The organism is Paenalicyclobacillus cellulosilyticus (assembly GCF_014647315.1).
GTDB classification, from domain to species: Bacteria; Bacillota; Bacilli; order Alicyclobacillales; family Alicyclobacillaceae; genus Alicyclobacillus_J; species Alicyclobacillus_J cellulosilyticus.
This window is the reverse complement of the sequence record NZ_BMOY01000010.1, coordinates 1-23541: the sequence shown is the minus strand read 5'-3', so window position 1 is coordinate 23541 and position 23541 is coordinate 1. Positions and strand designations below refer to the sequence as shown.

Below are 23541 nucleotides of genomic sequence, written 5' to 3'. Positions count from 1 at the left end.
GATGCACAGTGAAACTGGGCGTGTTCACGGTACTGTTCGGTCAAAAACCGCTGGAGGAAGCGTTGGACTACATTGCCGCGAGCGGCCTCGAAGCGGTGGAGATAGGCTGCGGCGGGTATCCCGGAAAGGCGCACTGCAATCCGGAAGAGCTCCTGGCGGACGAGAGCAAGCTCAAGGCGTTCCGGAAGGCCGTCGAGCAGCGGAACCTGGAGATCAGCGCCCTCAGCTGCCATGGGAATCCGTTGCATCCCAACAAAGAAATTGCGCGCCGCTTCCACGAGGATTTTGTGAACGCCGTCTTGTTGGCGGAGCGGCTTGGCGTGAAGACCGTCATCACCTTTTCCGGTTGCCCGGGAGAGTCGGAGCACTCGCAGAACCCGGCTTGGGTGACGTGCCCGTGGCCGGAGGACTTCCTCCACGTCCTCAAGTGGCAGTGGGAAGAAAAGGTCATTCCGTATTGGCGGGAGCAGGATAAGTTCCTCAAGGCGCATGGCGTACGGGTGGCCATCGAATCCCATCCGGGCTTTGTCGTCTACAACTCGGAGACGATGCTGCGCCTGCGCGAGGCGTGCGGGGACAACATCGGGGTCAACTTCGACCCGAGCCACCTCTTCTGGCAAGGTATGGATCCGGTCGCCTGCTTGAAGGATCTGGCGAAGGCGGGGGCGCTGTACCACTTCCATGCCAAGGACACCGCCATCGATCCGCAGAACACCGCGGTCAACGGCGTGCTCGACACGAAGAGCTACCGCGATGAGCTCCACCGGTCATGGATCTTCCGGACGGTGGGCTACGGCCACGGCGAGGAGACATGGCGCCGGATCATCAGCACCCTGCAACTCGTCGGCTACGACGGCGTCATCAGCATTGAGCACGAGGACAGCCTGATGTCGGTCGAGGAGGGCTTCCAGAAGGCGGTCCGCTTCCTCAAGGATCAGTTGATCAAAGAGCGAGTGGGTGAAATTTGGTGGGCGTAAGCCGCAGACGGGCGCTGATTGTCCAAGGAGGTTGGCAAGGTCACCAACCGGCGGAAGTGGCGGAAATCCTCGCCGGACTGCTCCGGGAGGAGCAGTTCGACGTCGAGGTTTACGATACCCTCGATTGCTTTCTCGATGCGGAGCGGGTGCGGCAGATGGACCTCATCGTCCCCATCTGGACGATGGGGACCATCCGGCCGGAACAGCTCAATCCGTTTCTGGAAGCCGTGCGCCGCGGCACCGGCGTGGCCGGGTGTCACGGCGGCATGGGGGATGCGTTCCGCAACGAGCCGGAGTACCAGTACATGGTCGGTGGTCAGTGGGTGGCCCATCCGGGCGGTGACGGCGTCACCTACACGGTCCACATCGAAGACCGCGCGCATCCCATCACCTCGGGCCTCGACGATTTTACCGTCACATCGGAGAAGTACTATATGCATATCGATCCGGCCATTCACGTGTTGGCCACGACGGATTTCGACGGTGTGAAGATGCCGGTGGCCTGGACCAAGACGTACGGCGAGGGGAAGGTGTTTTACTGCTCTTTGGGCCACCAGGCGGACATCGTCCGCATGCCGCCGGTTCTGACGTTGATGCGCCGAGGCATGGTATGGGCCGCGCGCGCCCGGTGAAGGTCCAAGCGTCTGTCACCGCCAAGCGGGACAGGATTGCCTCGGTTCAGGAAAAAGCGTGAACGTTCGCTTCAACCACCCCAAGTCATCGCGGATAAGGAGTTTTCAAAGTGACACCAAGAGAAACCATCAAGGTCGGCGTCGTGGGTTGTGGCAACATCAGCGCTGTCTACCTCAGAAACCTGCGGTCGTACGACGTCGTGGACGTGGTGGCGTGCGCAGACATCGATGAGGCGCGGGCGCGGGCACGGGCGGCGGAATTCGGCATTCCGAAGGCGTGCACAGTGGAAGAACTGCTGCGGGACGACGAGATCCAATTGGTGGTCAATCTTACGGTGCCGCAGGCGCACGCCGAGGTGTGCCTTGCGGCGCTCGCGGCAGGCAAGCACGTGTACGTGGAAAAGCCGTTGGCGGTGAGCCTCGAGGATGGCCGGCACATCCTCGCGCTTGCTGCCGAAAAGGGGCTGCGCGTGGGAACTGCGCCGGATACCGTGCTCGGCGGCGGGATTCAGACCTGCCGCAAACTGATAGATGACGGGTTGATTGGCCGTCCGGTCGCCGCGGTGGCGTTCATGATGTCGCACGGGCATGAGAGTTGGCATCCCAATCCTGAGTTTTATTACCAGGTGGGCGGCGGGCCCATGTTTGACATGGGTCCGTATTATCTCACGGCGTTGGTGACGCTCATCGGGCCCATGCGGCGGGTGACCGGTTCTGCACAGATCACGTTTCCGGAGCGCACCATCACCAGCCAGCCCAAGTTCGGACAGACCATCCGGGTCGAGACGCCGACCCATATTGCCGGCGTGATCGACTTCGCAGGGGGCGCGGTGGGCACCATCATCACCAGCTTCGACGTCTGGTTCGCGCAATTGCCGTTCATTGAGATCTATGGAACCGAAGGGACCATCAGCGTCCCCGACCCGAACACGTTCGGGGGCCCGGTCCGTCTTCGCCGCCGCGGAGAGGACCGATGGCAGGAGGTGCCGCTCACACACGGCTTCACGGAAAACTGCCGCGGTGTGGGCGTGGCCGAGATGGCGTGCGCCATCTTGACAGGGCGGGAACACCGCTGCCACGGTGCGGTGGGATACCACGTGCTCGAGGCCATGCACGGGTTCCACCTCTCGTCCGCAGAAGGCCGGCACTACACGTTGCAGAGCCGGTGTGACCGTCCGGCCGCCCTCCCCGAGCCTGGCCCTGGGGACGACTTGCGCGCACGTCTGCGAGGCTGAAAGCTGTTCGCGTCACCTTGCCACAGCCTCGCAGGCCCGCGAGGGGGGATTGCGGTGAAAATCGCGGTGAATCAATGGTGTTTTCCGGATGGCACGCCGCTTGCGGACGTGTTTGCCCAGTGCGCGGCGGCCGGGCTCGATGGTGTGGAGTTGAACCTGGATGCGGCCGGCGGGGTGGGGTTGACGCTGGAGACGAGCGCGAGCGCGGCGCGGGCCATCCGTCGTGAAGCGGAAGCGGCAGGCTTGGAACTCAAGAGCCTGTCCACCGGCTTGCTGTGGTCGACGCCGCTTTCGGATCCCCATCCTGACGTCCGGGCCCGCGGCCAGGACGTCGTGCGCCGGCAACTCGAACTGGCACATGAGATGGAGATGGATACCATCCTCGTCGTCCCCGGCGTGGTGAACCGGGACGTCTCGTATGAAGCGTGTTATGCCCGCAGCCAGGCGGCCATCGCCGAACTGGTTCCAGTGGCGGAACGGCTCGGGGTGCGCATCGGGATTGAGAATGTATGGAATAAATTTCTATTGTCCCCGCTGGAGATGGCTCGTTACATCGATGAGTTCGGCAGCACGTATGTGGGGGCGTATTTCGACGTCGGCAACGTCCTCGCCTTCGGCTTTCCGGAACAGTGGATCCGCACGCTCGGGAAACGCATCATCAAGGTGCATGTCAAGGATTTCAAAACCCAGGTCGGCACCATCCACGGGTTTGTACCCCTGTTCGCGGGGGACGTCGACTGGCCGGCCGTCCGCACGGCGCTCGCGGAAGTGGGTTATGACGATTATGTAACTGCGGAACTTGTGCCATACGCCTCGGATCCGGCGGCCCTGATTGAGGATACGGCCCGCCATCTGCGCAGGATATTCCGAATCTGAATGATGATGGAATGTTCATACCATCTTGGCAGGAGGCGAGGCGAGGATGAGCTTGCGCATCGGGGTCGTCGGTGCTGGCGGCATCGGCAGGGTGCATCTGGATCGCATTGCGGCATCCGGCCTGGCGGAAGTCGTGGCCGTGTGCGACGTGGCGGAACCGGTGGCTGCCGAAGCGGCGGCGCGCGTGGGTGCAGCCAAGTATACGGATTATGGGCGGATGTTGGCGGCGGAGAGGCTGGACGCGGTATTTCTGTGTGTGCCGCCGTTTGCCCACGGTGAAATGGAAGAGATGGCCGCGCGCAGAGGCGTTCATCTGTTTGTCGAAAAGCCGCTCGGATTGGATATGGATGCTGTCCGGCACAAGGCTGAGGTCATCCAAGTGTCAGGCGTGTTGGCGGCGGCCGGGTATTGCCTTCGCTACCACGAACCTGTCGAATGGGCGAAGTCGTATTTGGCGGACAAAGAGATCGCCATGGTCGTCGGCTTTTACCACACGTCGTTCGTCCCCACCCCCTGGTGGCGCAGGATGGATTTATCCGGGGGCCAATTGGTCGAACAGAGCACGCATATCGCGGACTTGATGCGTTATTTGGCCGAGGAAGTGACGCGGGTGCACGCGGAGATGGCCCTCGTGGCATCGAGAGACGTCGCCGATCTCGACATCTACGATGTCGGGTGTGTGAATGTGCGTTTCGCTTCCGGTGCCGTCGGGGCGTTGACCACGACGTTTACGCAAGTGGATCATGCGGCAGGGGTGGAGGTATTCGGCCGTCATTTCCGCTTGCGGATTGACATGGACGGTGCAGTGCTCATCACATCCGCGGGCAGGGAAGTGGTGCCTGCCGGAGAAGACTTCTACGCGCGGCAGGACAAAGCATTTCTGCAGGCTGTCGCGACGGGCGACGCCAGCCTTATCCGTTCGCCGTATGTGGATGCGGCCCGGACGCTCGCATTGACCTTGGCGGCCAACGCTTCTGCGCGCAGCGGCCAACCCGTGGTGCCGGAGGATATCGAATAGAGAAAAGATAGAGAAAAGGAGGAAACGCAGGTGACCAAAGTGCGCATTGGGATCGTCGGGGTGGGCGCCATTGCCACGGTGGCGCATCTGCCCAGCTATGCGGCGCGCGAGGATGTCGAGGTGGTCGCGTTTGCGGACGTGGAAGCAGCGCGTGTGGAGCGCACCGCGGCAAAGTTCGCGGCCCAGACGGGGCGTCGAGTCCCCAAGGTGTATCCGGATATACACAGCATGTTGCAAGCGGAAGCGCTTGACGCGGTCAGCATCTGCACGCCCAACACCTCCCACGTGCAGCTCGCATTGGCGGCTCTCGACGCGGGGGTGCATGTGCTGTTGGAAAAGCCGATGACCACCCGTCCCGCGGACGCGGAGGCATTGGTGGAGAAGGTGGAGCAGACAGGCAAAGTCCTGATGGTCTGCATGAGCCACCGGTACCGCAATGATGTACAGGTTTTGAAGCGGTTCGTCGATGCCGGAGACCTCGGTGACATCTACTACGCGAAAACGCGCATTTTGCGCCGACGCGGCAGTCCGCGCGGTTGGTTTACCGATGTATCGATTTCCGACGGCGGCCCGCTGCTCGACATCGGCGTGCACGCACTGGACCTGACGTGGTGGCTGATGGGCAGGCCGCGCGCGGAAGCGGTGAGCGGGTATCTGGTCCAGGGCATCGGGGCGGATCACCTCGACTTCATCTCCACGTGGACCGCGCATTCGTCAGGCAATCAGGACAACGAGGTCTATACCACCGAGGATTTCGCTGCAGCGTTCATCCGGCTGGCGAACGGGGCCGTCATCCAAATGGAAGTGTCCTGGGCGCTCAACGGACCGCAGGATGACGCGCTCAAACTGGAGTTGTTCGGCCGCCGGGGCGGCGTGTCTCTCGATCCGCTGCGGGTTTACGGTACAGCGCATCAGGTGTTGACCGAGACGGTGCCTTCCGTCGACATGGGACCGCTGTATCAGAATCAGATTGACCACTTCCTGCACTGCATCCGCACGGGGGAGACGCCCATCAGCGACGTGCGCCAAGGGCGGGACGTGGTGTTCATGCTCGATGCCATCCGGCGCTCCTCGGAGGCGCGCGGGGAGGTTCGGCTCTGACAGCCTTCACCCGTGTGTGGTACACTGTTGGCTGACTTGGGGCGAGGGCGCCATCGGTGTGAACGGGGGCGTGCAGTTTGGAACAGACTGAACAGCGCAAGTGGATGGCTCGCGACGCCATTGCGAGGGTATACGCTTCGTATCAGCGGGTCAGACCGGACCTTGTTCGCACGTACGACCGGGAGGTCCGGCACCCGGAATGGACAGATCGCCTGTTCGACCATTTCGGCCGCCCGGACACCGCCGCGTACAGTGTGGCCATCACGGGGAGCAAAGGCAAGGGATCGCACGCCATCCTGCTGGCGGCCATCCTGCAGCAGTGCGGGCTGCGGGTCGGCTTGTTCACCGGGCCGCACCTGGTGGACTTTATGGAACGGTTTCGGGTGAACGGCCAGGTGATGCCCGAAGAACGGTTCATCGCATGGATGGATGAAGTGGGGCCGGTGGTCGAGGCGCTGCCGGTCCCGCCGCTGCAGTACGTCGGTCCGGTGGGGATTCTCGCGGTGATTGCGAGCCTGTGGTTCCGCGAGGAGAAAACGGATGTCAACGTCGTCGAGCTTGGGCGCGGCGCGCTCCACGACGACGTCAACCGCTGGCGGCATCAGGGGGCCATCGTCGGCCCGGTATTCATGGAGCACGTCCAGCAACTGGGACCGACGTTGCGCGACATCGCGATCGAAAAAGCCGGGGTGGTTACGCCGGAGACCGCATGGGTGTGCGCCCATCCGCAGGCGGACGTCGTGGCGGAAGTGCTTCGGGACGCCTGTGCCGCGCGCGGCGCCCGCCTGCGCGTGCTGGGGGAGGGTATCACGCACCGCATCGTGCGGGATGACCGTGCGGACGAACTTCTCGTCGAGGTGGCGGACGAAGACGGCGCCGCGGTGGTGCGCCTGCACGAGGATGTGGCCAGTTTGGCGCACAACGCCGCCGTCGCCCTGGACGCGGCCCGCCAGGTGTGGCGCGCCGTGCGGGGCGGGGAACCGTTCCCGCGGAGTCTCGACCTGCGGCATCTGCGCTTGCCCGGGCGGATGCACGTCCTGTCCGAGCAGCCGCTTCTGGTCGTGGACGGTACCATCCATCGCAGCTCGGCACAGATGGTGGCCAACTGGGTGCGGCGCAAGCGGGCGTCCGGCAAGGTGCGCATGGTGGGGGCGGTGCTGGGGCTGCCCGACGATAAAGACGGGGCCGGGGTGCTCGCCGCCCTCTGCGGCCACGCCGACTGGGTGGTGCTCACGCGGGCGCGCAACCCGCACTTGCGGTTTGACCGCGGCTGGTTGACGGAGGCGCGCAGCCTTTTTCCGGACGTGGCGACGGCACCGGACGTGGCGGCGGCGTGGGCTGTCGCCAAACAACGGATTGGCCGGGAGGATGCGGTGCTGTTTCTCGGGACGCAGTCGTTCGTCGGCGATACCTTGTCCTTGTTCGGGGCGGACACGACTTCGCTTTGGCGCGAACCCTGCGAGGGTTGAGCGCGTTCTATGCACGGATGACACGGTCCATGGCAGGCGCCCATATCCTGTAACGAACGATCCTAACAGGTGACGGAAGGAAGGGCGCAGCATGGAACATCCGTATTGGTCGCAAGTGTTGTCCAATCCTTTGCCGGGCCGTGTCGGCAAGCCGCGGATTGCCGGTCTGACCATGGTCATCGACACCGGCATCCCGTTGACTTGGATGCGCGACCTGCTCCAGATGGCGGCTGAACACATCGATTTCTGGAAGTTTGCGTTCGCCAGCGCGTCCGTGTACCCGCCGGAGCGGGTCATGGACAAGATCACCATCTGCCAGGAGTACGGCGTCTTCGCTTATCCCGGCGGGACGTCGCTGGAAATCGCGATCGCGCAAGGGGTATGGCAGGCCTACCTGGAGCGGTTGTGGGCAGGCGGCGTGCGGGCGGTCGAAGTGTCCGACGGGACCATCGATGTGCCGCCGCGGCTGCGGCGCGAGGTGATCCGGACGGCGCACCAGATGGGTTTCACGGTGCTCACGGAGGTGGGGAAAAAGGCGCCTGGCCATCACCTCGGGGTGCAGGAACAGGCACGGATGGTGCAGGCGGATCTGAACAGCGGCGCGGATTACGTCCTCATCGAGGGCCGCGCGTGCGGTCAAAACACGGAGATCTACGACCGCGAGGGCAACGTTCGGGAACAAGAGGTGCAGGCGCTCGCAGAAGTCCTTGGACCGCTCGCCACGCGGCTCATCTGGGAGGCGCCGCGGTTTGCGCAACAAGTGTATTACATCCGGACGTTCGGCAACCGGGTGAACCTGGGTAACGTGCGGCCGCGCGATGTGGTGGCGCTGGAGTCTTTGCGGCGCGGGCTGCAGAGCGACACCCTGCGCGTCGCCTTGGGCCTGCCGGAGGCGCCGCCCGCGCCGCCGGCGGGCGGACGGGAGCACGGATTGGGCAAGTCTGGCGATCTCGGAGTCGGTGGCGCGTCCGGTTGGGGAGCGGCGGGCGGATTGACCCTCTGGACGGACGGCGGTTCGCACCGTCCCGGCGAACGGCGGCCGCCCCGCCGATCCAGTTCATGACACCTGCCGCACGCATCTTCACCTGCACGCTCCGTCATCCACGTCCCTGTCCTGCCTCCGCCCCCGCCGGCAGCCCGGCGGGGCGCTTTGGTAAGGCCGGTCCCGTTGTAGTATAATAAACCATGTCTTTCCGAGCGGCGGTCGGGACGGCTAGCTCCACAGCGAGGAGGTTTGTCGATGTCGAAAGAAACGTCGTTTGTCGCGGGCTTGGAAGATGTCGTGGCCAGCCTGTCGGAAATCTGCTTCCTGGACGGGCGTGAAGGCCGCTTGTTGTACCGCGGTTACGATATCCACGACCTGGTCAACGGCGGGGCATCGTTCGAAGAGGTCGTGTACCTGCTTTGGTACGGGGACCTGCCGAACGCCGCCCAACTCGCTGAATTCAACCGCAGCATCGCCACGCAACGGTCGCTGCATCCCAGCGTTCTGGCCTTCCTGAAGGAAGTCCCCAAAGACGCCAACGCCATGGCGGTCCTGCGCACCGCGGTGTCGTACGCCGCCCTGTTCGATCCCGATGCGAACGACGACACCATGGATGCGAACCTGCGCAAAGCCGTGCGGCTCGTGGCCCAGATCCCGACCATCGTCACCTCGTATGAGCGGATTCGCAAGGGCCTGCAGCCGGTGGAGCCGGATGAAAGCCTCAGCATGGCGGCCAGCTTTTTTTATTTGTTGAACGGGGAAAAACCGGACACGTTCACCGAGCGGGCGTTCAACACCGCACTCATCCTGCACGCTGATCACGAACTCAATGCGTCGACCTTCTCGGCGCGCGTCACGGCGGGGACGCTGTCCGACATCTACTCGGCCATCGTGTCGGCCATCGGGACGCTCAAAGGCCCGCTGCACGGCGGGGCGAACGAACAGGTCATGAAGATGTTGCTTGAAATCGGCGAGATAGACCGGGCGGAGGCGTGGATTGACGAGGCGCTCGCAGAGAAGAAGAAGATCATGGGCTTTGGCCACCGCGTCTACCGGACGGAGGACCCGCGGGCAACCCACCTGCGTCAGTTGAGCAAAGAAGCGGGCGAACGGGTTGGCGTGACCAAGTGGTTCGAGATGTCCCAGGTCATCGAGCGGGTGGTCAAGGACCGAAAGGGTCTCAACCCGAACGTCGATTTTTACTCGGCGTCGTTGTATTATTCCCTCGGCTTGCCGACGCACCTGTACACGCCCATTTTCGCGTGCAGCCGTATCTCCGGGTGGACGGCGCACGTGTTGGAGCAGTACCGCAACAACCGTCTCATCCGGCCGCGTGCGGAATACGCCGGCCCGACCCGGCGCACGTTCGTGCCGCTGGCACAGCGCTGACCGCGGGCAGATGAACGCACCGCCGGCGGCGGCGCGTGCCGGCGGCGGTGGCGAGTTTGTCGTGACGGAGACGTGTCCGCGGTCGTGGCGCGTCTGTCGGCGGCGGTGGCATGCGGGGCAGAATGTGTCAGGGTACGACCTCCTGTGGCGGACACAATAAGGGCCACAAGGAGGTGATTCCGAATGGCACTCGGACAGAAGCGCAACACCCCCGTGGTGACCGGTGCGGCGAAGGCGCTGGATCAACTCAAGTATGAGGTCGCGGCGGAACTCGGCATCGCGACGCCGGCCGACGGGTATTGGGGTACCATGGCGACGCGGGACACCGGCGCCATTGGTGGCAACATCACGCGGAAGCTGGTCGCGCTGGCGGAGCAGCAGTTGGCGGGGCGCGCCAACGCTTGACACGCGACTTTCATGCGTCAATCGCATACGGTTTGTTGAGGGCCCAGCCGTGTGGCTGGGTCTTTTTCATGTGGCTGGGCGGCGTGCGGCGACGGGAGGATGGCGCGGTGAAGGCCTTGGCGCAGGCACGCGGCGGATCGGCCCCCGCATACGATATCCCGCATACGTTATCCCGCAGATGCGCGCGGCTGTTGGATACAGATGCAGCCACATGGCCGAGATGTCCCCGGTGGAAGGCCGGGCGTGCATCTTTCGGGACGGGGGGCGAGACGGTGAACGCGTTGTGGATGAGTGTGTTGCAACACCTTGCGTTGCTGTTGCTGCAACTGGTCGTCATCAGCCTGTTGGTGCTCGCACACCGCCTGCAGCCTGCGGTTGCGCGGTGGTTGGTCCAGCACACGACAGCCAAGGAGCGGGCGCTGTTGCGCGAGTTGGCACGCGAAGCGTATTGGTTGGCCGAGCAGAGCCTCCCTGGCGCCACAGGTCAGGAGAAGTTGAGCGTCGCACTTCAATACCTGGCCGGCATCGGCAAGCGGCTGGGTTTGGCCGTCACTCCGGACGAGGTCCGTGCCGCCATCGAGGTGGCAGTGGCGGAGGCCAAAGCCTTGGCAGCCCCGATGCAAGCAGGGAAGTCGTCTGGGACTGGCACGGGTGCGTAGGTGTACATGTGCATCCAGGCGACCCGGTCCATCGGCCTGGGTCGCCTGGGCGTGTGTTCCGGCGGGCAGGGGGTCAGTGCACCGCACTCTGGCTCTGCGTCCGCTCCGAGATGCGGCTTAAGGCGTCTCCCGCTTCATTGACGTGGATGTCCACCGTCGCCAGGTCGCCGATGGCGAGGATGCCCACCAAGCGGCCGCTCGTGTCGACGACCGGCAGGCGCCGGATCTGGTGCTGCGCCATCAGGTCGGCCGCCTCGTGCGCGTCGGTGTCGGGGGAACAGGTGATCACTTTGCGCGACATGCAGTCACTGACCTTGGTGTGGACGTCTTTGCCGGCGGCGACCGCCTTCAGGACGATGTCGCGATCGGTGATGATCCCCACCACACGCTGGTTTTCACACACAGGCAGGCTCCCGCAGTTGACGGACTGCATCAACTGCGCGGCGCGTTGAATGGTGTCGTTCGGCTGGCAGCACGAGACGTTCGCGGTCATCAGGTCCTTGACTTTCACCGTACCGCCTCCTTGGATCATGGTGCTGAGGACGAACCTCGCGTTTAATATGCATCCGCCGGCCACGGATATGCGATGCCTGGCCGTCCGCCGCGCAGGCGGTCACGCGGTTTTGCGGCGCCATGCCAACGCGTCCTCGACCGCAGCCACCATGCCCCAACCTCCGGCGACGAAGCGCAGCGCGTTCTCAAGCGGCTCCGTGGTGCGAAAGACACCGTTCGCGTTTAACCCGGCGAGCCCGGCGAGTCCCCACAAAAAGATCCCCATACCCAGCCAGAGGGCACAAAGCACGGCATAACGAGGCCGGCCGCGCGCCGCCAGGATCATCAGGCTTCCCGCCGCAGCGTAGATCAGCCGCTCCGCCGGCGTGATCGCCATGAAGTGGCTCACGCCGCCCCACACCCAGCCTGTCACCGCGGCCGCCACGCACAACCAGCCGCAGATGCGGTCGTACAATACGGAGTACATCGTCTTTCTCCTTCCCGCGCTGGGCGCGACCGTGCTTCGGCTGGCTCATGAACCCGAGCCGGTGTCCACTCCCACATGTATGTCCTGTTGCTGCGCGGTATGCTCCGCCGTTCCTCACGGCGGACGATGCGAATACTTCCGAAGGAACCATCCATGCTAAGCCTTGAGGAGGACGGGCGGCGGGCTGTGGTGTGGGCCATCGTCCGCCGCCCGGAACATCCGCTCCGCTGCGCCGGCGGGAAAACCGTTTTTGCGCCCGGTGTGCGCGCGAATCTTGTGCTGAAGCGAAGGAGGAACGAGGATGCACCAGATTGTTTCTCAATTGCAGCAGTTGCAAAACCAAGTGGCGCAGATTTCCCAGGAGATCCACTCGGTCCAGATGAAACTCAACGCCGTGACCGGCCAGGCACAGCAAATGGCACAGCAGCAACAGGCGGCGCAACCGTACGCCGCGCCGGCGTACGGACAAGCGTACCGCACCCCGGCGTACAACACGTACGGGCAGCGCCCCGCCCAGTATGGGCAAGGCTATGCGCACCAGGCCCCGGCCTACGGCATGACCGCGCAGGCGTCCGATGCGCAAGTGTCGGCGGCGGTCCAGCGCGTGAGCGCCGCTGTACCGGCGTCCGGCCATCAGGGCGCAGCGCAGTGGGCCTCGTCCAACGCGGCGCAAGCCGCAGTATCCGCAGCCCAATCCGCGCAGCAGGTGAATGCGGCCGCCCTGCAATCGGTCATGAACGCGGCGCCAGCCTCTCGTGGCGAACAGCAGGTGGTGGGCCGTCAGTCGGAGCAAAGCGCGTACGGGCGTCTGGTCTGAGCCAACATGCGCGCGCGCTGCGCTGGAAACACGCACGGCGGGAGGTGCAGCTCCCGCCTTTTGTATGGCTGCGCGCCGGCGTTGTACACTGGGTGGGGAACGGGCCGTGCGGCGGCGGCCACCCCGTTCCTTCGCCGCCGCGGCCTGCAGCAGCAGGCGTGAGTCTGTCGGCAGGGAGGATGGGAGATGGTAGAGCAGGTCCGGCGTGTGCGCGCGGGATGGTGGGGATTGGTTGTCCTCCTCCTCTTGTCCGTGGGCGCCGCGGTGGCCTTCTGGCTGCGCCCACGGCCGCCGATCGTCGCGGTGGAGGTCGTGCGGCCGCAGCGGTTGGTGAGCGACGTCTTCGCTTCCGGCACGGTTCGGCCTGTCCGCCGGCAGATCCTCATGCCAACCGCGCTCCCCGCCCCCGTGACGACATGGTATGTTCACGCGGGCGATCACGTCCGCCGTGGCCAGCTCCTCGCGCAACTGGACAATGCGGCGCAGCGGGCATCCCTCGCCAGCGCCCGGGTCGCGTACCAGAGCGCGCAAGCCATGTTCAACTCCGCGCAAGCACAATACCGCGCGGCTCCACCGGGGCTCAAGCCGCAGTTTCTCGGCACCTTGGAGTCTGCACGCACCCAGTTGGCGCAGGCGCGCGCGCAACTGGCACAGGCCCAAGCCGCCTATGATGCCACCTTGGTGCGCGCCGCGATCGACGGTAGCGTGCTGATCGCGGACGACGACGGCATGGCGGCGGACGGCACCCCGGCCCCCGTCCTCGAGGTCGCGAGCGACGAAAAACAGGTCGTGGTGGCGGTCGGCCAGGTGGACGCCGTCCACCTGAAGCCAGGCATGCTGGCGCGGTTGCAGAGCGACAGCTTTCCTGGCGTCACGTGGACGGGCCGCGTGGCGAGCGTGGCGCCGTATGCCGGTTCGGCAGGGGACGCGTCCGCAGGCCAGGTCGCGGTGACCATCCTGCCGCGCGGCCGCTTTCCGGTTCCGTACGGCTATCAGGTCGACGTCCACATCCGCACGGCGGCGGCAGCGCGTGCGTTGGCCGTCCCGTATGAGGCGCTGGTATCGGCCGGAGGCGGTTATGCAGTGTTCGTGGTGCAGGGTGGCCGGGTGCGCGAGGTGCCGGTCACGCTCGGCCTGACCACCGACACAGCGGTCCAAGTGGTCCATGGTCTGCGCGCAGGTGATGCGGTGGTCCTCAATCCGCCGCCGGGGCTTGTGAACGGGGAGGCGGTGCGGGTGACGTGATGGCGTTGAGGGGGGTATGGAAGACGTACCACGGCCCGGCCGGACCGGTGCATGCCCTGCGCGGCATCGATCTGACCATTGGGCAAGGGGAGTTCGTCGCCATCATGGGACCGTCGGGCAGCGGGAAATCGACGCTCATGCACATTCTCGGCTGTCTCGATGTACCGAGCCGCGGCGAGTACGTGTTTCGCGGCCGCCCTGTGCACGGGATGAGCCACGCGGAGTTGGCCGCGGTGCGCAATCGGGAGATTGGGTTTGTCTTTCAGAACTTTCATCTCTTGCCGCGCCTGTCCGCCCTGCGCAATGTCGAATTGCCGATGGTGTACGCCGGGGTGGATCGCCGGTCGCGGCGGGCGCGCGCGCTCGCGCTGTTGAAGGAGATGGGGCTGGCGGACCGGGCGGATCACCTGCCGAGTGAATTGTCCGGCGGGCAACGGCAACGGGTGGCCATCGCCCGCGCCCTCGCCAACCGCCCATCCCTGATCCTGGCCGATGAGCCGACCGGTGCGCTCGACTCCGCGACCGGGCGGGACGTGTTGCAACTGCTGGCGTCATTGAACCGGGAAGGGGTAACGCTCGTCATCATCACGCACGATGAGCAGGTGGGCCGGATGGCGCCCCGCATGGTGCGGTTGCTCGACGGACGGGTGGTATCGGACGAGAGGCAGGTGCAGGGCGGATGATGGGGGAGATGGTGCGCGCGGCGTGGGCGTCGCTCACCGCCCACAAGCTCCGCTCGTTTTTGACCATGCTCGGGATCCTCATCGGCGTCGGGGCCATCATGGTGATTGTCGCGTTGGGCGTCGGCGGCCAAGCCGCCGTGATTTCGCTGATTGAAAGCCAGCGCCTGCAGCGCACCATCCAGATCATCCCGACGGAACTGGTGCGGCCCGGGCTGCCCCAGCCCGGGCAGGTGCTGGCGTTTGTGCCGGACGACTTCGCGACGGTCCGTCAGTTCCGCGGCGTCGCGCGTGTGTATTACACCCTGTACGGAGAAGCCAATGTGGCCGCCGGGCGGCATTCCGTCAACGTCACCGTGGAAGCGGGCCCGAGCTTTCTGCCGGACATCGCGCACTTTGTCGTGACCGAAGGCCGGATGTACACCGATGTCGACGTGGCGGCCCACCGCCCGGTGACGCTCATCAGCCAGCCGCTCGCCGTCACGCTGTTTGGCACGCCGCACGCGACAGGCAGGGTTATCCGCCTCGGCGGTCACCCGCTCGAGGTCATCGGCGTCACCGCCTCCACCCAGGCCAACCTGCTCACCGGCCTGTTCGGCGCCAACGCGGTGTATCTGCCCGGCACCACCTGCCGCGACCTGTTTCCGTGGTGGTCCATCACGGAGATGGACGTCGAGGTGCAACCTGGCGTCGACAAGCAGGACTTGGCGCGGCGGATTGTCCTGGCATTGAACATCGCCCATCACGATCCGGACGGTTTTGCCGACAGCACCGGCTTGCTCGCGGGGTTGGAGCATACGGTGGGTGCGGTGACGACCGTGCTGACGCTCGTCGTCGGTGCCATCGCCGGGATTGCTCTGGTGGTGGGCGGCGTCGGGGTGATGAACATCATGCTGGTGTCGGTGGCGGAGCGGACGCAGGAGATTGGCATCCGCATGGCGCTCGGGGCGACGCGCCGGCACATCCTGCAGCAGTTTTTGCTGGAGTCGGTCATCGTGACGACCATCGGCGGCGGGCTGGGGGTCCTCTGCGGTGCGGCCGGGGTGATAGGGGTGCGCGCCGTCACCCATTTTCCGGCTGCGGTGCCGTGGTGGGCTGCGGCGGGCAGCGTGGTGTTTTCCGCCGCCGTCGGCTTTCTCAGCGGTCTGTATCCCGCCCGCCAGGCTGCGCGCTTGCATCCCATCGACGCCATCCGGAATGAATGAGCCCGCTCCGGGCAGCGCCGGAAGCGGGCACCTTGTCATCACCTTGCCATCGTGCGGCTTGGGCCATCCTCTGTTTACAGGATGCGCATGGCGCGCAGGCGACGGATACGTTCCGCCGTCGGCGGGTGGGTGCTGAACAGCTGCAGGATGCTCTCGCCGCGCAGCGGATTGACGATGAACATATGGGCGGTCGCCGGATTGAATCCGGCCGGGATCTGATGGGCGTAGTACTCCAACCGTTCGAGGGCGTCCGCCAGCGGATTGGGGTCTCCGACGAGGCGCGCCCCAATCTCATCCGCCTTGTACTCCCGCGCGCGCGAAATGGCGAGCTGGATGATGGTCGCCGCGATGGGTGCGAGGATGATGGTGGCGATTTCGCCGAGCCAGCTGCTGCGGTCCTCATCCCGGTTGCCGCCGAACCACATGCTCCACTGGAGCACGTTGGCGATGTACGTGATGACGCCCGCCAAGACGGCCGCCATCGAACTGATGAGGATGTCCCGGTTGCGGATATGCGCAATCTCGTGCGCCAGCACACCCTCCAGTTCGCGCGGCGTCAATGCCCGCAGGATGCCTTCCGTCACCGCCACCTTGGCGTGCCGTGGATTGCGCCCGGTCGCAAAGGCGTTCGGCTGCGGTGAAGGCGTGACATATATCTCCGGCATCGGCAGGCCGGCTCGATGGACCAGCCGCCGGACGATGGCGTACACCTCGGGCAATTCGTGCTCCGCCACCGGGTACGACCCGGTCATCGCGATCGCGATGCTGCCGCTCGCCCAGTAGCCGATGAAGTTCATGGCGACGGAGATGAGCAGGAACACCAGCATCCCGCGCGGTCCGCCGACGAAGTGGCCGATGAGCACCAGGATGACGGTCAAGAGAGCCATCAAAATCCATGTTTTCAGGGAATTCATCGGTCGTCATCAACCTCCGGTTCCATCTCATCCTGTCGCGCAACGCCGCATTTTGCGCGGCGTCATTTGCGCAGCGTCGAGCCGCGTCGTCGAACCGTATCCAGGACAGCTTGCGCAACAGGTTGCGGAGCCTTCATCCTTATTCTACAGGCACGCCCGTCCGGTGGGGAAGGCGTGCTGCGGCGGGATGTGGCGATTTTACGGCAATTTTCTGCTCTGCCGGCCGGCGCGGCCACGCGATGCCTCCTGGCTTCATTGTACGAGCCCGGGGCTTTCGATATACTTGGGACGACTATCATGGGCGCTTGGCGGGTTTCCTCCCGGGCGTCCGCGGCGGAGGACTGCGGCGTGGGTCCACAGCGCATCTTCATCCTGGCGGCAGGCAACGAGCGGGGCGGTGCGGCCACCCACCTCGTCACCTTGGCGCGCGCGGCGGTCGCGGCGGGCGCCGCGGACCGGTTTGTGTACCTGATGGCAGGAGAGGGGCCGTTGGCGGACCGGCTGCAGGCGGTGCCCATCCCGGCCGTACGCATGACCGGCGGGTTCATGTTCGTCCTGCGGCAAATACGCGCCACGTTGCGCCGCGCGGCCCATCCTGTGCTCCTGCACGCGCACGGACCGCGGATGAACGTCCTCGCCGCCCTGGCGGCGCGCGGGACAGGGGTGCCGTGGACTTCGACCATTCACAGCGACGTGTACCAGGACTTTCTCCGCAAGCGATGGAAGTCGGCGGTGTATCCACGGCTGGTGCTGGCGGCGCTGCGCTCCGCATCCGGGGTGTTCGTGGTGCACCCCCGGTTTGCTTCCTTCTTCCCCGGGAAATGGACGTGTCCGGTCCCCCATGCGCTGGAGGTCGCTCCGTTGCCGGAGCCGCGCCAGTTCCATCGCCAGCGCCTGCGCGCGCGGCTGGGGGTCGGCGAGGACGCGGTGGTCATCGGCATCGCCGCCCGGTTCGATCCGGTGAAAGACATCGTCACCGCGGTGCGGGCTTTGCGCCATCTGAGTCCCGCTGTCCATCTCGCCTTGGCAGGTGACGGACCGGAGCGGGAAGCCATCCTGCACACGGCGGCGGCGTGCGGCGTGACGGACCGGGTTCACCTGCTCGGTTTTCTGGATGATGTGCGGCCGTTTTACGCCGGGATTGACCTGCATGTGCTGCCGTCACGCAGCGAAGGGGTGCCCTCCGCCCTACTCGAGGCGGGATGGTTCGGGGTCCCGAACATCGGCTCGGACATCCCGGGGGTCCGGTATCTGGTGGAGGATGGGGTGACCGGACGCTGTTTCCCTGTAGGGGACGATCTGGCGTTGGCCAGCGTGATCGATGAATTGGTCCGCCACCCGGAGGAAGCCAGGCGCTTGGCGGAGCGATTCCGGGCGGAAGTGTTGCCGCGCTTCACGCCGGATTCGATGCTCAGAGCATATCTGGACGGGTACGAGCGGCTGTGGCGGGACGTCATTCGCGCGGGGTGCCGGCGGTGAGGACACGCGCCGCGGGCAGCCGGAACACGGTGCGGCTGCCTTGCCGGCCTTCCAACAGGGTGTCGGGGAACAGGGAGACGGGCTCGATGATACCGCCCGCGTGAAACCGGAACATGTCGGTCGCGCGCGGGTGGGCGGGATTGACGACCGCCATCGCGTCGATCCCGCGCGGCGCCCAGGCGCAGAGCCAGTAGGCGCCGGCAAGCCCGACGGCGGTGTTCGGGATGAGGGCCAATTGGACCTTCGCCCCGGAGCCGGGGTTGGCGCGGACGGAGACTGCGCGCCCTTGTCCGGCGACGACCCAACCGCCGTCGGCGGTGTAGCGCAAGAGCATGACACGTGTTGCGCCCGTCATGGCTTCGGCTTGCCCTGCGGCTGCAGGGACTTGCCCAGGTTCCGCATGGATTCGCCCTGCGGCGGCTGCCGGTGCCCGGCTGATGCCGATGGCCATCCCCGCCGCTTGGTACACGATGTGGCCGGCCGCAGCATCCATCACCTGTTGCGGCGCGTGGTTTCGCCACAGAACGTACATATAGATGGCGGTGCTGACGATGAGGACGGCTGCCAAAAAGGCCAACAGATGCCGGACGATGGCCAACTTGGGCACGTGGCGATCCCTCATTTCCCGGAATGTGCGCGCCAGCCGCTGTGCCGGGCGAGGCGCGGCTGTTCCGGCAGGCTTGCGGCAGGTTCGCGGCAGGCCATGCCGACAGACTCGGCAGAGGCGGATGGCAGGCGGAGGCGGATGGCATGAGATGGCGGAGGCTGCGTGATCGCCCCATGGTACGCCGGGCAAGCCAAGCGCCGGTGGCCTGGACGCTCATCTTCATCAATGTGGTGTGGTTTTTCACGGTCGAGGCTTGGACAGGGCTCAGTCCGGAGGGTACGCTGCGCGCGGGTGCACTCTATGCGCCGGCGGTCGCCGCAGGCGAGTGGTACCGCCTGGTCTCGGACATGTTCGTCCACATGAGCCTGCTCCACCTCATGATGAATATGATATCGTTGGCGTCGTTGGCTGTCATGGAGGTGCTGCTCGGGAGCGCGGCGTTTTTCGCGCTCTATTGGCTGGCCGGCGTCGCCGGCAGCCTCGTCAGCCTGGTGTTCCTGCCGGACGGGGTGGTCGGCGGAGCCTCGGCCGCCATCTTTGGTGTGTTCGGGGCGGCGCTCATGTTGGCGCTGCGCGGTGTCCTGTCGCGGGCGGCGCGCAACCAGTTGCTTGCCCTTTTGATCGTCAACCTCGTGTATGGGTGGGCGGCGCCCAACGTCGCCGTGGCGGCTCACCTCGGCGGCCTTGTCGCCGGCGCGGGACTGGCCTGGCCGCTCTACGCCGGGTGGTTCCCGCGGACAGGGGTGCGCGCGATGGCCGTTTTGTGCGCTGGATTCACCGCCGTGGCGCTTGGCGCCGTGCTAGCGTGAACGAGATCCGGTTTTCTCGTTGCTCCTTGCATCCTGGGCGATTTTCCTGTTGCAAATTGTCGGGGCAGGTCTTATACTAGTCGTCGTAATCTTTGCCTGCATGTCAAGAAACGGTACCAAACCTTCACTTAAAGGGTTAGGACCTCTAAGGACTAACTTTCCCCCGTGGTGAAATGTGAGGTACCGCGTGTCCGATGTGGGCACGGTATTTCATTGTTTTCAAAGGGGGAGGTTTTGTCATGGACACAATGGGTCGTCACGTCATCGCCGAACTGTGGGGCTGCCCGGCGGAAAAGCTCAACGATCTGCACGGAATCGAGCGCATCATGGTCAATGCCGCGTTGGAAGCCGGCGCGGAAGTGCGCGAGGTGGCGTTCCACAAGTTTGCGCCCCAAGGTGTCAGCGGTGTGGTCATCATTTCGGAGTCGCACCTGACGATTCACAGCTTTCCGGAACACGGCTACGCCAGCATCGACGTGTACACCTGCGGGGACCGGATCGATCCGAACGTGGCGTGTGAATACATCACCAAGGCGTTGGGAGCCACGAAGCTCGATGCGATTGAGGTTCCGCGCGGCGTAGGTCCCATCCAGCTGAAGGATGTGAAGATCCGCGCCCTCTCCGCCCAGGTCTGAGCCGGCGCGTCTGCACCGGTACATTTGAACCAAGTACCATGCTGCACCGGCACATGAGAGCAGCGGATCGCGGGGTTTTGTGAAGATCTTACCACAGGGTGCGCAGGCCGCGCCATCGGCACCGGGGTGTCAGGAGACGCCTTGCGGAGCGCCCGTCGTTGACATTCGCGCCTGGAATGAAATGAAGTGCTCGCCAGACGGCCGTGCGAGCGATCGCAGCCGAGATTCCGTGCCAGTGAGAGCAGCCCCATCCATCGACCCAGCATGGCGTCACTTCGTGTCTTGGCAAAACCGCGTCTGACGCGGCATGCGCCGGCCGGTTTGGCGCCGGCGAATCACCAGGATGGAATGCTTGGCTTGGCCCCATTCGCATGGGTGACAGACCATGCGGGTGGGGCCGGACGTTTCATATGGACGGGCCGGATGTTTCATGTGGACGGGCCGGATATTTAATCGGCGAAGACGCGTTCGTGATGCGTCGGAATGGGGCGGTCGAGCAGGATTTTGCCGTTGCCTGCGTCCACGATCACGAGGTACCTGTCCTCATCGTCTTCCGCAATCGCGACGTAGACCAGGTTGGTGCGGATGTTGCGCAGTTGGACTGTCTCCACCTTCATCCCCGGGTGCGCAGCCGCAACGGCTTTGGCGGCATCCGACGGGGTACACTTGGCGAAGCGCGCCAGTTTCTGCGTGTACGCCGCCCGGCTGGCTTCATAGGCCTCGCGCAACGCTTCGCGCGGGACCTGGACGCTGGAGCGGATCTCGAAATGGTGCAGGTGGTCGCTTCCAGGTGTCAAATAAGGGGCTGCAGAAGCGGGCAGCGGCCGCGCTGACCGCGGGCGCCAGACCGGTGCGCCCGTGGCACCGGCGTGCTCGAATGGACCAGCGTGATCGGCTGAAAAGGCGGGATCAGCTGGACCGTCGAGACCGGCAGGACCAGTGTAATTGGCGGAGGCAAAGGTGTTCGTTTCCGAGGCATAAACCCGCGGCTGTGAGGCGGGATCGGCCGGGACGGCCGCGCAGGCACAGACGGCTCCTGCCGCAAGGTGCATGACCAGGCTGCATGCGGCCGCGGTGATCCAAGCGGGAAAGGGTTTTGCGAGGATCATGGGACGAGCGTTCCTCCTTTGGTTGTGTCCTCTGTGGTGTCTGGCTGTTTCCTCCAGTTGTGTTGCCACACTTTGGGACTGTGTCACATCGCAGGCATGAGTGACCATACTTCCAGTGTGGCTGACGGAACAGGAAGTTATGTATGGCGCGAATATGTATGGTGGCGAACGTGATGTTTGGCGTTGACACTGCATTGAAGCGGCGAAGTGATGGATGGTGGCGATGAATTGGAAAGTACAGGTATTGACCCAACGAAAGACATGGAGTATAATCAAACACGTTCGCTGCGCCTCATCTTCGCTGTGCCTCATTGGTTGCCCAGCGCATGCGGAGGCAGGCAAATGGATTCTGCGGGACCGTAGCTCAAAGGGAGAGCACTGTGCTGGCAGCGCAGGGGTTGTGGGTTCGAGTCCCATCGGTTCCACCATGACAGTGGATGGCGGCGACCATGCCGCCGCGCCGCCGTCTCGCTGTTCGCGCTGATCCCCGCATCGGGCTGAGAAGTCGTGGCTCGGTAGCTCAGTCGGTAGAGCAGAGGACTGAAAATCCTCGTGTCGGCGGTTCGATTCCGTCCCGAGCCACCAAGCGTTCGCCGCTGTAACGTGTGATGGAAGCGGTCATCACGCTGAGAATACTGGGAATGCGCGGAAGTGGCTCAGGGGTAGAGCATCGCCTTGCCAAGGCGAGGGTCGCGGGTTCGAATCCCGTCTTCCGCTCCAGATGTTGACGAAGGCCCGGTGGATCACAGGCGCGGTTGCCGGGGTCTGATGACGCTTGCCGGGCTGTTTTGGCGCCATAGCCAAGTGGTAAGGCAGAGGTCTGCAAAACCTCGATTCCCCGGTTCGAATCCGGGTGGCGCCTCCAGAAAAATGCAAGTGTGACGCGGCCTTTCGGGGTGTCCGGGAGGCCGCTCTTTTTAATCGCTTCTACCATTTTTCTACCCTTCGGGTATCGAAACTGTTGTCTTTGGGTTTTTGGTTTTTGAAGCAGGCTACCGATTTGGCCGGTTGTTCGCTGCAGAAGGACGCGGAGGAGACCGCATCGTTCCTGAGGTGGTATCACATTGTATAGCCCGTGTCCACTAGGAGCGTGTCCGAGTAATCAAATTTATTGCATGTACATGCGAAATGCTGAGTAAAAACAGCGATGATATACAGTTCCATGAGCATTTTATACAGGAAAATCGAATACTTGGACACGCTCCTAGGCCGGTGTCGGGCTGTCGTACGGCTTGCGATCACAACATACAACGACTCGTAAACATTTCAATGGAAAGAGGCGAACGGCAAGTGGTGGATAGCGGGCAACACGTGGCGCAAGTACTATACGCCGCTCTTCACGTTCGAGCGCACGCTGGGGATTGCGCCGCGGCTCCTGGGCCTTCTCACGGAAGCACTCTTGCTTGATCCGTCCCTCAGACCTTTCTACGGCACAGCTTTTTTGCGGAACTGACGAACGCGAATATGATTCCTCCGAATGACTCCATCAACATTCCGCCCTCCAAGTGCGGCACGCCGTTGCCGCCGCAAGAGATCATCGACAAGTTCGATAAGGCCATTTCGCTGACAGAGTAAACGGACGCACGTGATGGATTCCTCCCACTTCGACACGGACGACGAGATCACGAAGGCGCTGATGCGGCTGGAGATTGTGAAGCCCCTGCACCATGACCTCACGATGCAGGGCGTCCGGTCGTGGATCATGTACGGGCCGGTGAAACTGCTCGACAACACCGAACCGCCGCCTTACGCCGATCCCGAGGAAGCCGCGGAGTACGAGGACATGGAGTGGGGCGACGAGGAGCCGGTAAAGTGGAACCTGTTCAACGACCGGACGCTCATCCGGTCGCTCATCCAGAACGAAGCGCTGATCGTGATGGAGCGCGCGGACGTGTTCGTGTTGCGCGGCGACGCGGCGCTGCGCAAGGCGCAGCAGGGCCACTGCGGGAGCTGCCGGTACTTCATACAAGACGAGCGGGGCGGCCTGTGTACGGCGTACTACCAGCGAACCGGCGAGGACGCGCCGATTGGGCGGTGCTGCACGGACTTCTATCCGCGGCCGAAGCGGGAGAAGCCCGCGGCGGACCGGTACGTGCGGATCGACGCGGACATGGTGTACATCCCGCCGTACACGGCGCAGGCGCTGTTCGAGGCGGACGGGGCGGAGAAGGACTGGTTGAAGGGACTCCGACAGGAAATCTTCGACAAGGGCTTGGGGGTGGATTAAATGCGCGTCGTCTTTGATGATGCGCCGGCGGTGTATTACCACGTCATGGATTCCAAAGATGCCGATGGATGTTTGGAAGTATTCGCGGA

24 protein-coding genes and 4 tRNA genes are annotated in these 23541 nt (G+C 64.4%); 23 read left to right on the top strand and 5 right to left on the bottom strand.

The window, feature by feature from the left end; translation table 11 throughout:
• Positions 1 to 8 precede the first annotated feature (8 nt).
• The 11 genes from IEX97_RS04660 to IEX97_RS04610 all read left to right on the top strand — a co-directional run bounded on the left by IEX97_RS04660 (position 9) and on the right by IEX97_RS04610 (position 10746).
• Positions 9 to 977 (top strand): sugar phosphate isomerase/epimerase family protein, encoded by a 969-nt coding sequence (locus tag IEX97_RS04660; protein ID WP_188881427.1) that lies wholly within the window; start codon positions 9 to 11, stop codon positions 975 to 977.
• On the top strand, positions 968 to 1609 hold the full coding sequence (locus IEX97_RS04655; protein ID WP_188881426.1) for a ThuA domain-containing protein: 642 nt from the start codon (positions 968 to 970) through the stop codon (positions 1607 to 1609). Before IEX97_RS04660 ends, IEX97_RS04655 begins: the two co-directional genes overlap by 10 nt.
• Before the next feature lie 110 nt (positions 1610 to 1719).
• Entirely contained in the window at positions 1720 to 2844 is a 1125-nt protein-coding gene (locus IEX97_RS04650; RefSeq protein WP_188881425.1) for a Gfo/Idh/MocA family protein, read from the top strand.
• A gap of 54 nt (positions 2845 to 2898) precedes the next feature.
• Positions 2899 to 3720 (top strand): sugar phosphate isomerase/epimerase family protein, encoded by an 822-nt coding sequence (locus tag IEX97_RS04645; RefSeq protein ID WP_188881424.1) that lies wholly within the window; start codon positions 2899 to 2901, stop codon positions 3718 to 3720.
• 46 nt (positions 3721 to 3766) lie between these two features.
• A complete protein-coding gene (locus tag IEX97_RS04640) occupies positions 3767 to 4738 on the top strand; it encodes a Gfo/Idh/MocA family protein (protein WP_188881422.1) in 972 nt (323 codons plus the stop codon).
• 30 nt (positions 4739 to 4768) lie between these two features.
• Positions 4769 to 5839, top strand: coding sequence for a Gfo/Idh/MocA family protein (locus IEX97_RS04635; protein ID WP_229776396.1), 1071 nt, complete (start codon positions 4769 to 4771; stop codon positions 5837 to 5839).
• 77 nt (positions 5840 to 5916) lie between these two features.
• Positions 5917 to 7308, top strand: a complete 1392-nt coding sequence (locus IEX97_RS04630) for a bifunctional folylpolyglutamate synthase/dihydrofolate synthase (protein WP_188881421.1) — start codon at positions 5917 to 5919, stop codon at positions 7306 to 7308.
• A gap of 91 nt (positions 7309 to 7399) precedes the next feature.
• Positions 7400 to 8371 carry a phosphosulfolactate synthase gene (gene comA, locus IEX97_RS04625; protein ID WP_188881420.1) on the top strand — a complete coding sequence of 324 codons (972 nt, stop codon included), beginning with the start codon at positions 7400 to 7402 and terminating at the stop codon, positions 8369 to 8371.
• Between the two features lie 177 nt (positions 8372 to 8548).
• Positions 8549 to 9682 (top strand): citrate synthase, encoded by a 1134-nt coding sequence (locus IEX97_RS04620; protein ID WP_188881419.1) that lies wholly within the window; start codon positions 8549 to 8551, stop codon positions 9680 to 9682.
• 183 nt (positions 9683 to 9865) lie between these two features.
• Positions 9866 to 10087 carry an alpha/beta-type small acid-soluble spore protein gene (locus IEX97_RS04615; RefSeq protein WP_188881418.1) on the top strand — a complete coding sequence of 74 codons (222 nt, stop codon included), beginning with the start codon at positions 9866 to 9868 and terminating at the stop codon, positions 10085 to 10087.
• A gap of 272 nt (positions 10088 to 10359) precedes the next feature.
• The gene (locus IEX97_RS04610; RefSeq protein WP_188881417.1) at positions 10360 to 10746 is read left to right on the top strand and encodes a phage holin, LLH family; all 387 of its coding nucleotides are present in this window, start codon (positions 10360 to 10362) and stop codon (positions 10744 to 10746) included.
• A 73-nt stretch (positions 10747 to 10819) separates the two neighbouring features.
• On the opposite strand, the gene IEX97_RS04605 is transcribed toward IEX97_RS04610, so the two are convergent.
• Entirely contained in the window at positions 10820 to 11239 is a 420-nt protein-coding gene (locus IEX97_RS04605; protein ID WP_373289404.1) for a CBS domain-containing protein, read from the bottom strand.
• 120 nt (positions 11240 to 11359) lie between these two features.
• Positions 11360 to 11725 (bottom strand): hypothetical protein, encoded by a 366-nt coding sequence (locus IEX97_RS04600; protein ID WP_188881415.1) that lies wholly within the window; start codon positions 11723 to 11725, stop codon positions 11360 to 11362.
• 301 nt (positions 11726 to 12026) lie between these two features.
• Between IEX97_RS04600 and IEX97_RS04595 the strand changes: the two genes are divergently transcribed.
• The 4 genes from IEX97_RS04595 to IEX97_RS04580 all read left to right on the top strand — a co-directional run bounded on the left by IEX97_RS04595 (position 12027) and on the right by IEX97_RS04580 (position 15672).
• Positions 12027 to 12542: a hypothetical protein gene (locus IEX97_RS04595; RefSeq protein WP_188881414.1), complete on the top strand. Its 516-nt coding sequence runs from the start codon at positions 12027 to 12029 to the stop codon at positions 12540 to 12542.
• A gap of 186 nt (positions 12543 to 12728) precedes the next feature.
• Positions 12729 to 13787, top strand: a complete 1059-nt coding sequence (locus tag IEX97_RS04590; protein WP_188881413.1) for an efflux RND transporter periplasmic adaptor subunit — start codon at positions 12729 to 12731, stop codon at positions 13785 to 13787.
• Entirely contained in the window at positions 13784 to 14470 is a 687-nt protein-coding gene (locus tag IEX97_RS04585; RefSeq protein ID WP_188881412.1) for an ABC transporter ATP-binding protein, read from the top strand. Before IEX97_RS04590 ends, IEX97_RS04585 begins: the two co-directional genes overlap by 4 nt.
• The gene (locus IEX97_RS04580) at positions 14470 to 15672 is read left to right on the top strand and encodes an ABC transporter permease (protein WP_229776395.1); all 1203 of its coding nucleotides are present in this window, start codon (positions 14470 to 14472) and stop codon (positions 15670 to 15672) included. Before IEX97_RS04585 ends, IEX97_RS04580 begins: the two co-directional genes overlap by 1 nt.
• A 74-nt stretch (positions 15673 to 15746) precedes the next feature.
• On the opposite strand, the gene IEX97_RS04575 is transcribed toward IEX97_RS04580, so the two are convergent.
• Positions 15747 to 16586, bottom strand: a complete 840-nt coding sequence (locus IEX97_RS04575) for a zinc metalloprotease HtpX (protein WP_188881410.1) — start codon at positions 16584 to 16586, stop codon at positions 15747 to 15749.
• A gap of 348 nt (positions 16587 to 16934) precedes the next feature.
• On the opposite strand from IEX97_RS04575, the gene IEX97_RS04570 reads away from it, so the two are divergent.
• Positions 16935 to 18065 carry a glycosyltransferase gene (locus tag IEX97_RS04570; RefSeq protein ID WP_188881409.1) on the top strand — a complete coding sequence of 377 codons (1131 nt, stop codon included), beginning with the start codon at positions 16935 to 16937 and terminating at the stop codon, positions 18063 to 18065.
• Here IEX97_RS04570 and IEX97_RS04565 read toward each other — a convergent pair.
• Entirely contained in the window at positions 18040 to 18672 is a 633-nt protein-coding gene (locus tag IEX97_RS04565) for a hypothetical protein (protein ID WP_188881408.1), read from the bottom strand. The two genes, IEX97_RS04570 and IEX97_RS04565, sit on opposite strands and share 26 nt — an antisense overlap.
• Positions 18673 to 18815: 143 nt before the next feature.
• On the opposite strand from IEX97_RS04565, the gene IEX97_RS04560 reads away from it, so the two are divergent.
• Positions 18816 to 19481 (top strand): rhomboid family intramembrane serine protease, encoded by a 666-nt coding sequence (locus IEX97_RS04560; RefSeq protein WP_188881407.1) that lies wholly within the window; start codon positions 18816 to 18818, stop codon positions 19479 to 19481.
• Between the two features lie 239 nt (positions 19482 to 19720).
• The gene (gene speD / locus IEX97_RS04555; RefSeq protein WP_188881406.1) at positions 19721 to 20116 is read left to right on the top strand and encodes an adenosylmethionine decarboxylase; all 396 of its coding nucleotides are present in this window, start codon (positions 19721 to 19723) and stop codon (positions 20114 to 20116) included.
• Positions 20117 to 20565: 449 nt separating this feature from the next.
• Here the strand turns inward: speD and IEX97_RS04550 are convergent, their stop codons facing one another.
• Positions 20566 to 20913, bottom strand: coding sequence for a PepSY domain-containing protein (locus IEX97_RS04550; protein ID WP_229776393.1), 348 nt, complete (start codon positions 20911 to 20913; stop codon positions 20566 to 20568).
• Positions 20914 to 21578: 665 nt separating this feature from the next.
• On the opposite strand from IEX97_RS04550, the gene IEX97_RS04545 reads away from it, so the two are divergent.
• From IEX97_RS04545 to IEX97_RS04525, 5 genes are all read left to right on the top strand, one after another.
• A tRNA-Ala gene (locus tag IEX97_RS04545) sits at positions 21579 to 21653 on the top strand.
• An 81-nt stretch (positions 21654 to 21734) separates the two neighbouring features.
• Positions 21735 to 21810, top strand: a tRNA-Phe gene (locus IEX97_RS04540).
• Positions 21811 to 21870: 60 nt separating this feature from the next.
• Positions 21871 to 21945 (top strand) — tRNA-Gly (locus IEX97_RS04535).
• A 70-nt stretch (positions 21946 to 22015) separates the two neighbouring features.
• A tRNA-Cys gene (locus tag IEX97_RS04530) sits at positions 22016 to 22090 on the top strand.
• Positions 22091 to 22813: 723 nt separating this feature from the next.
• Positions 22814 to 23452, top strand: a complete 639-nt coding sequence (locus tag IEX97_RS04525; protein ID WP_229776392.1) for a hypothetical protein — start codon at positions 22814 to 22816, stop codon at positions 23450 to 23452.
• Positions 23453 to 23541: the final 89 nt, after the last annotated feature.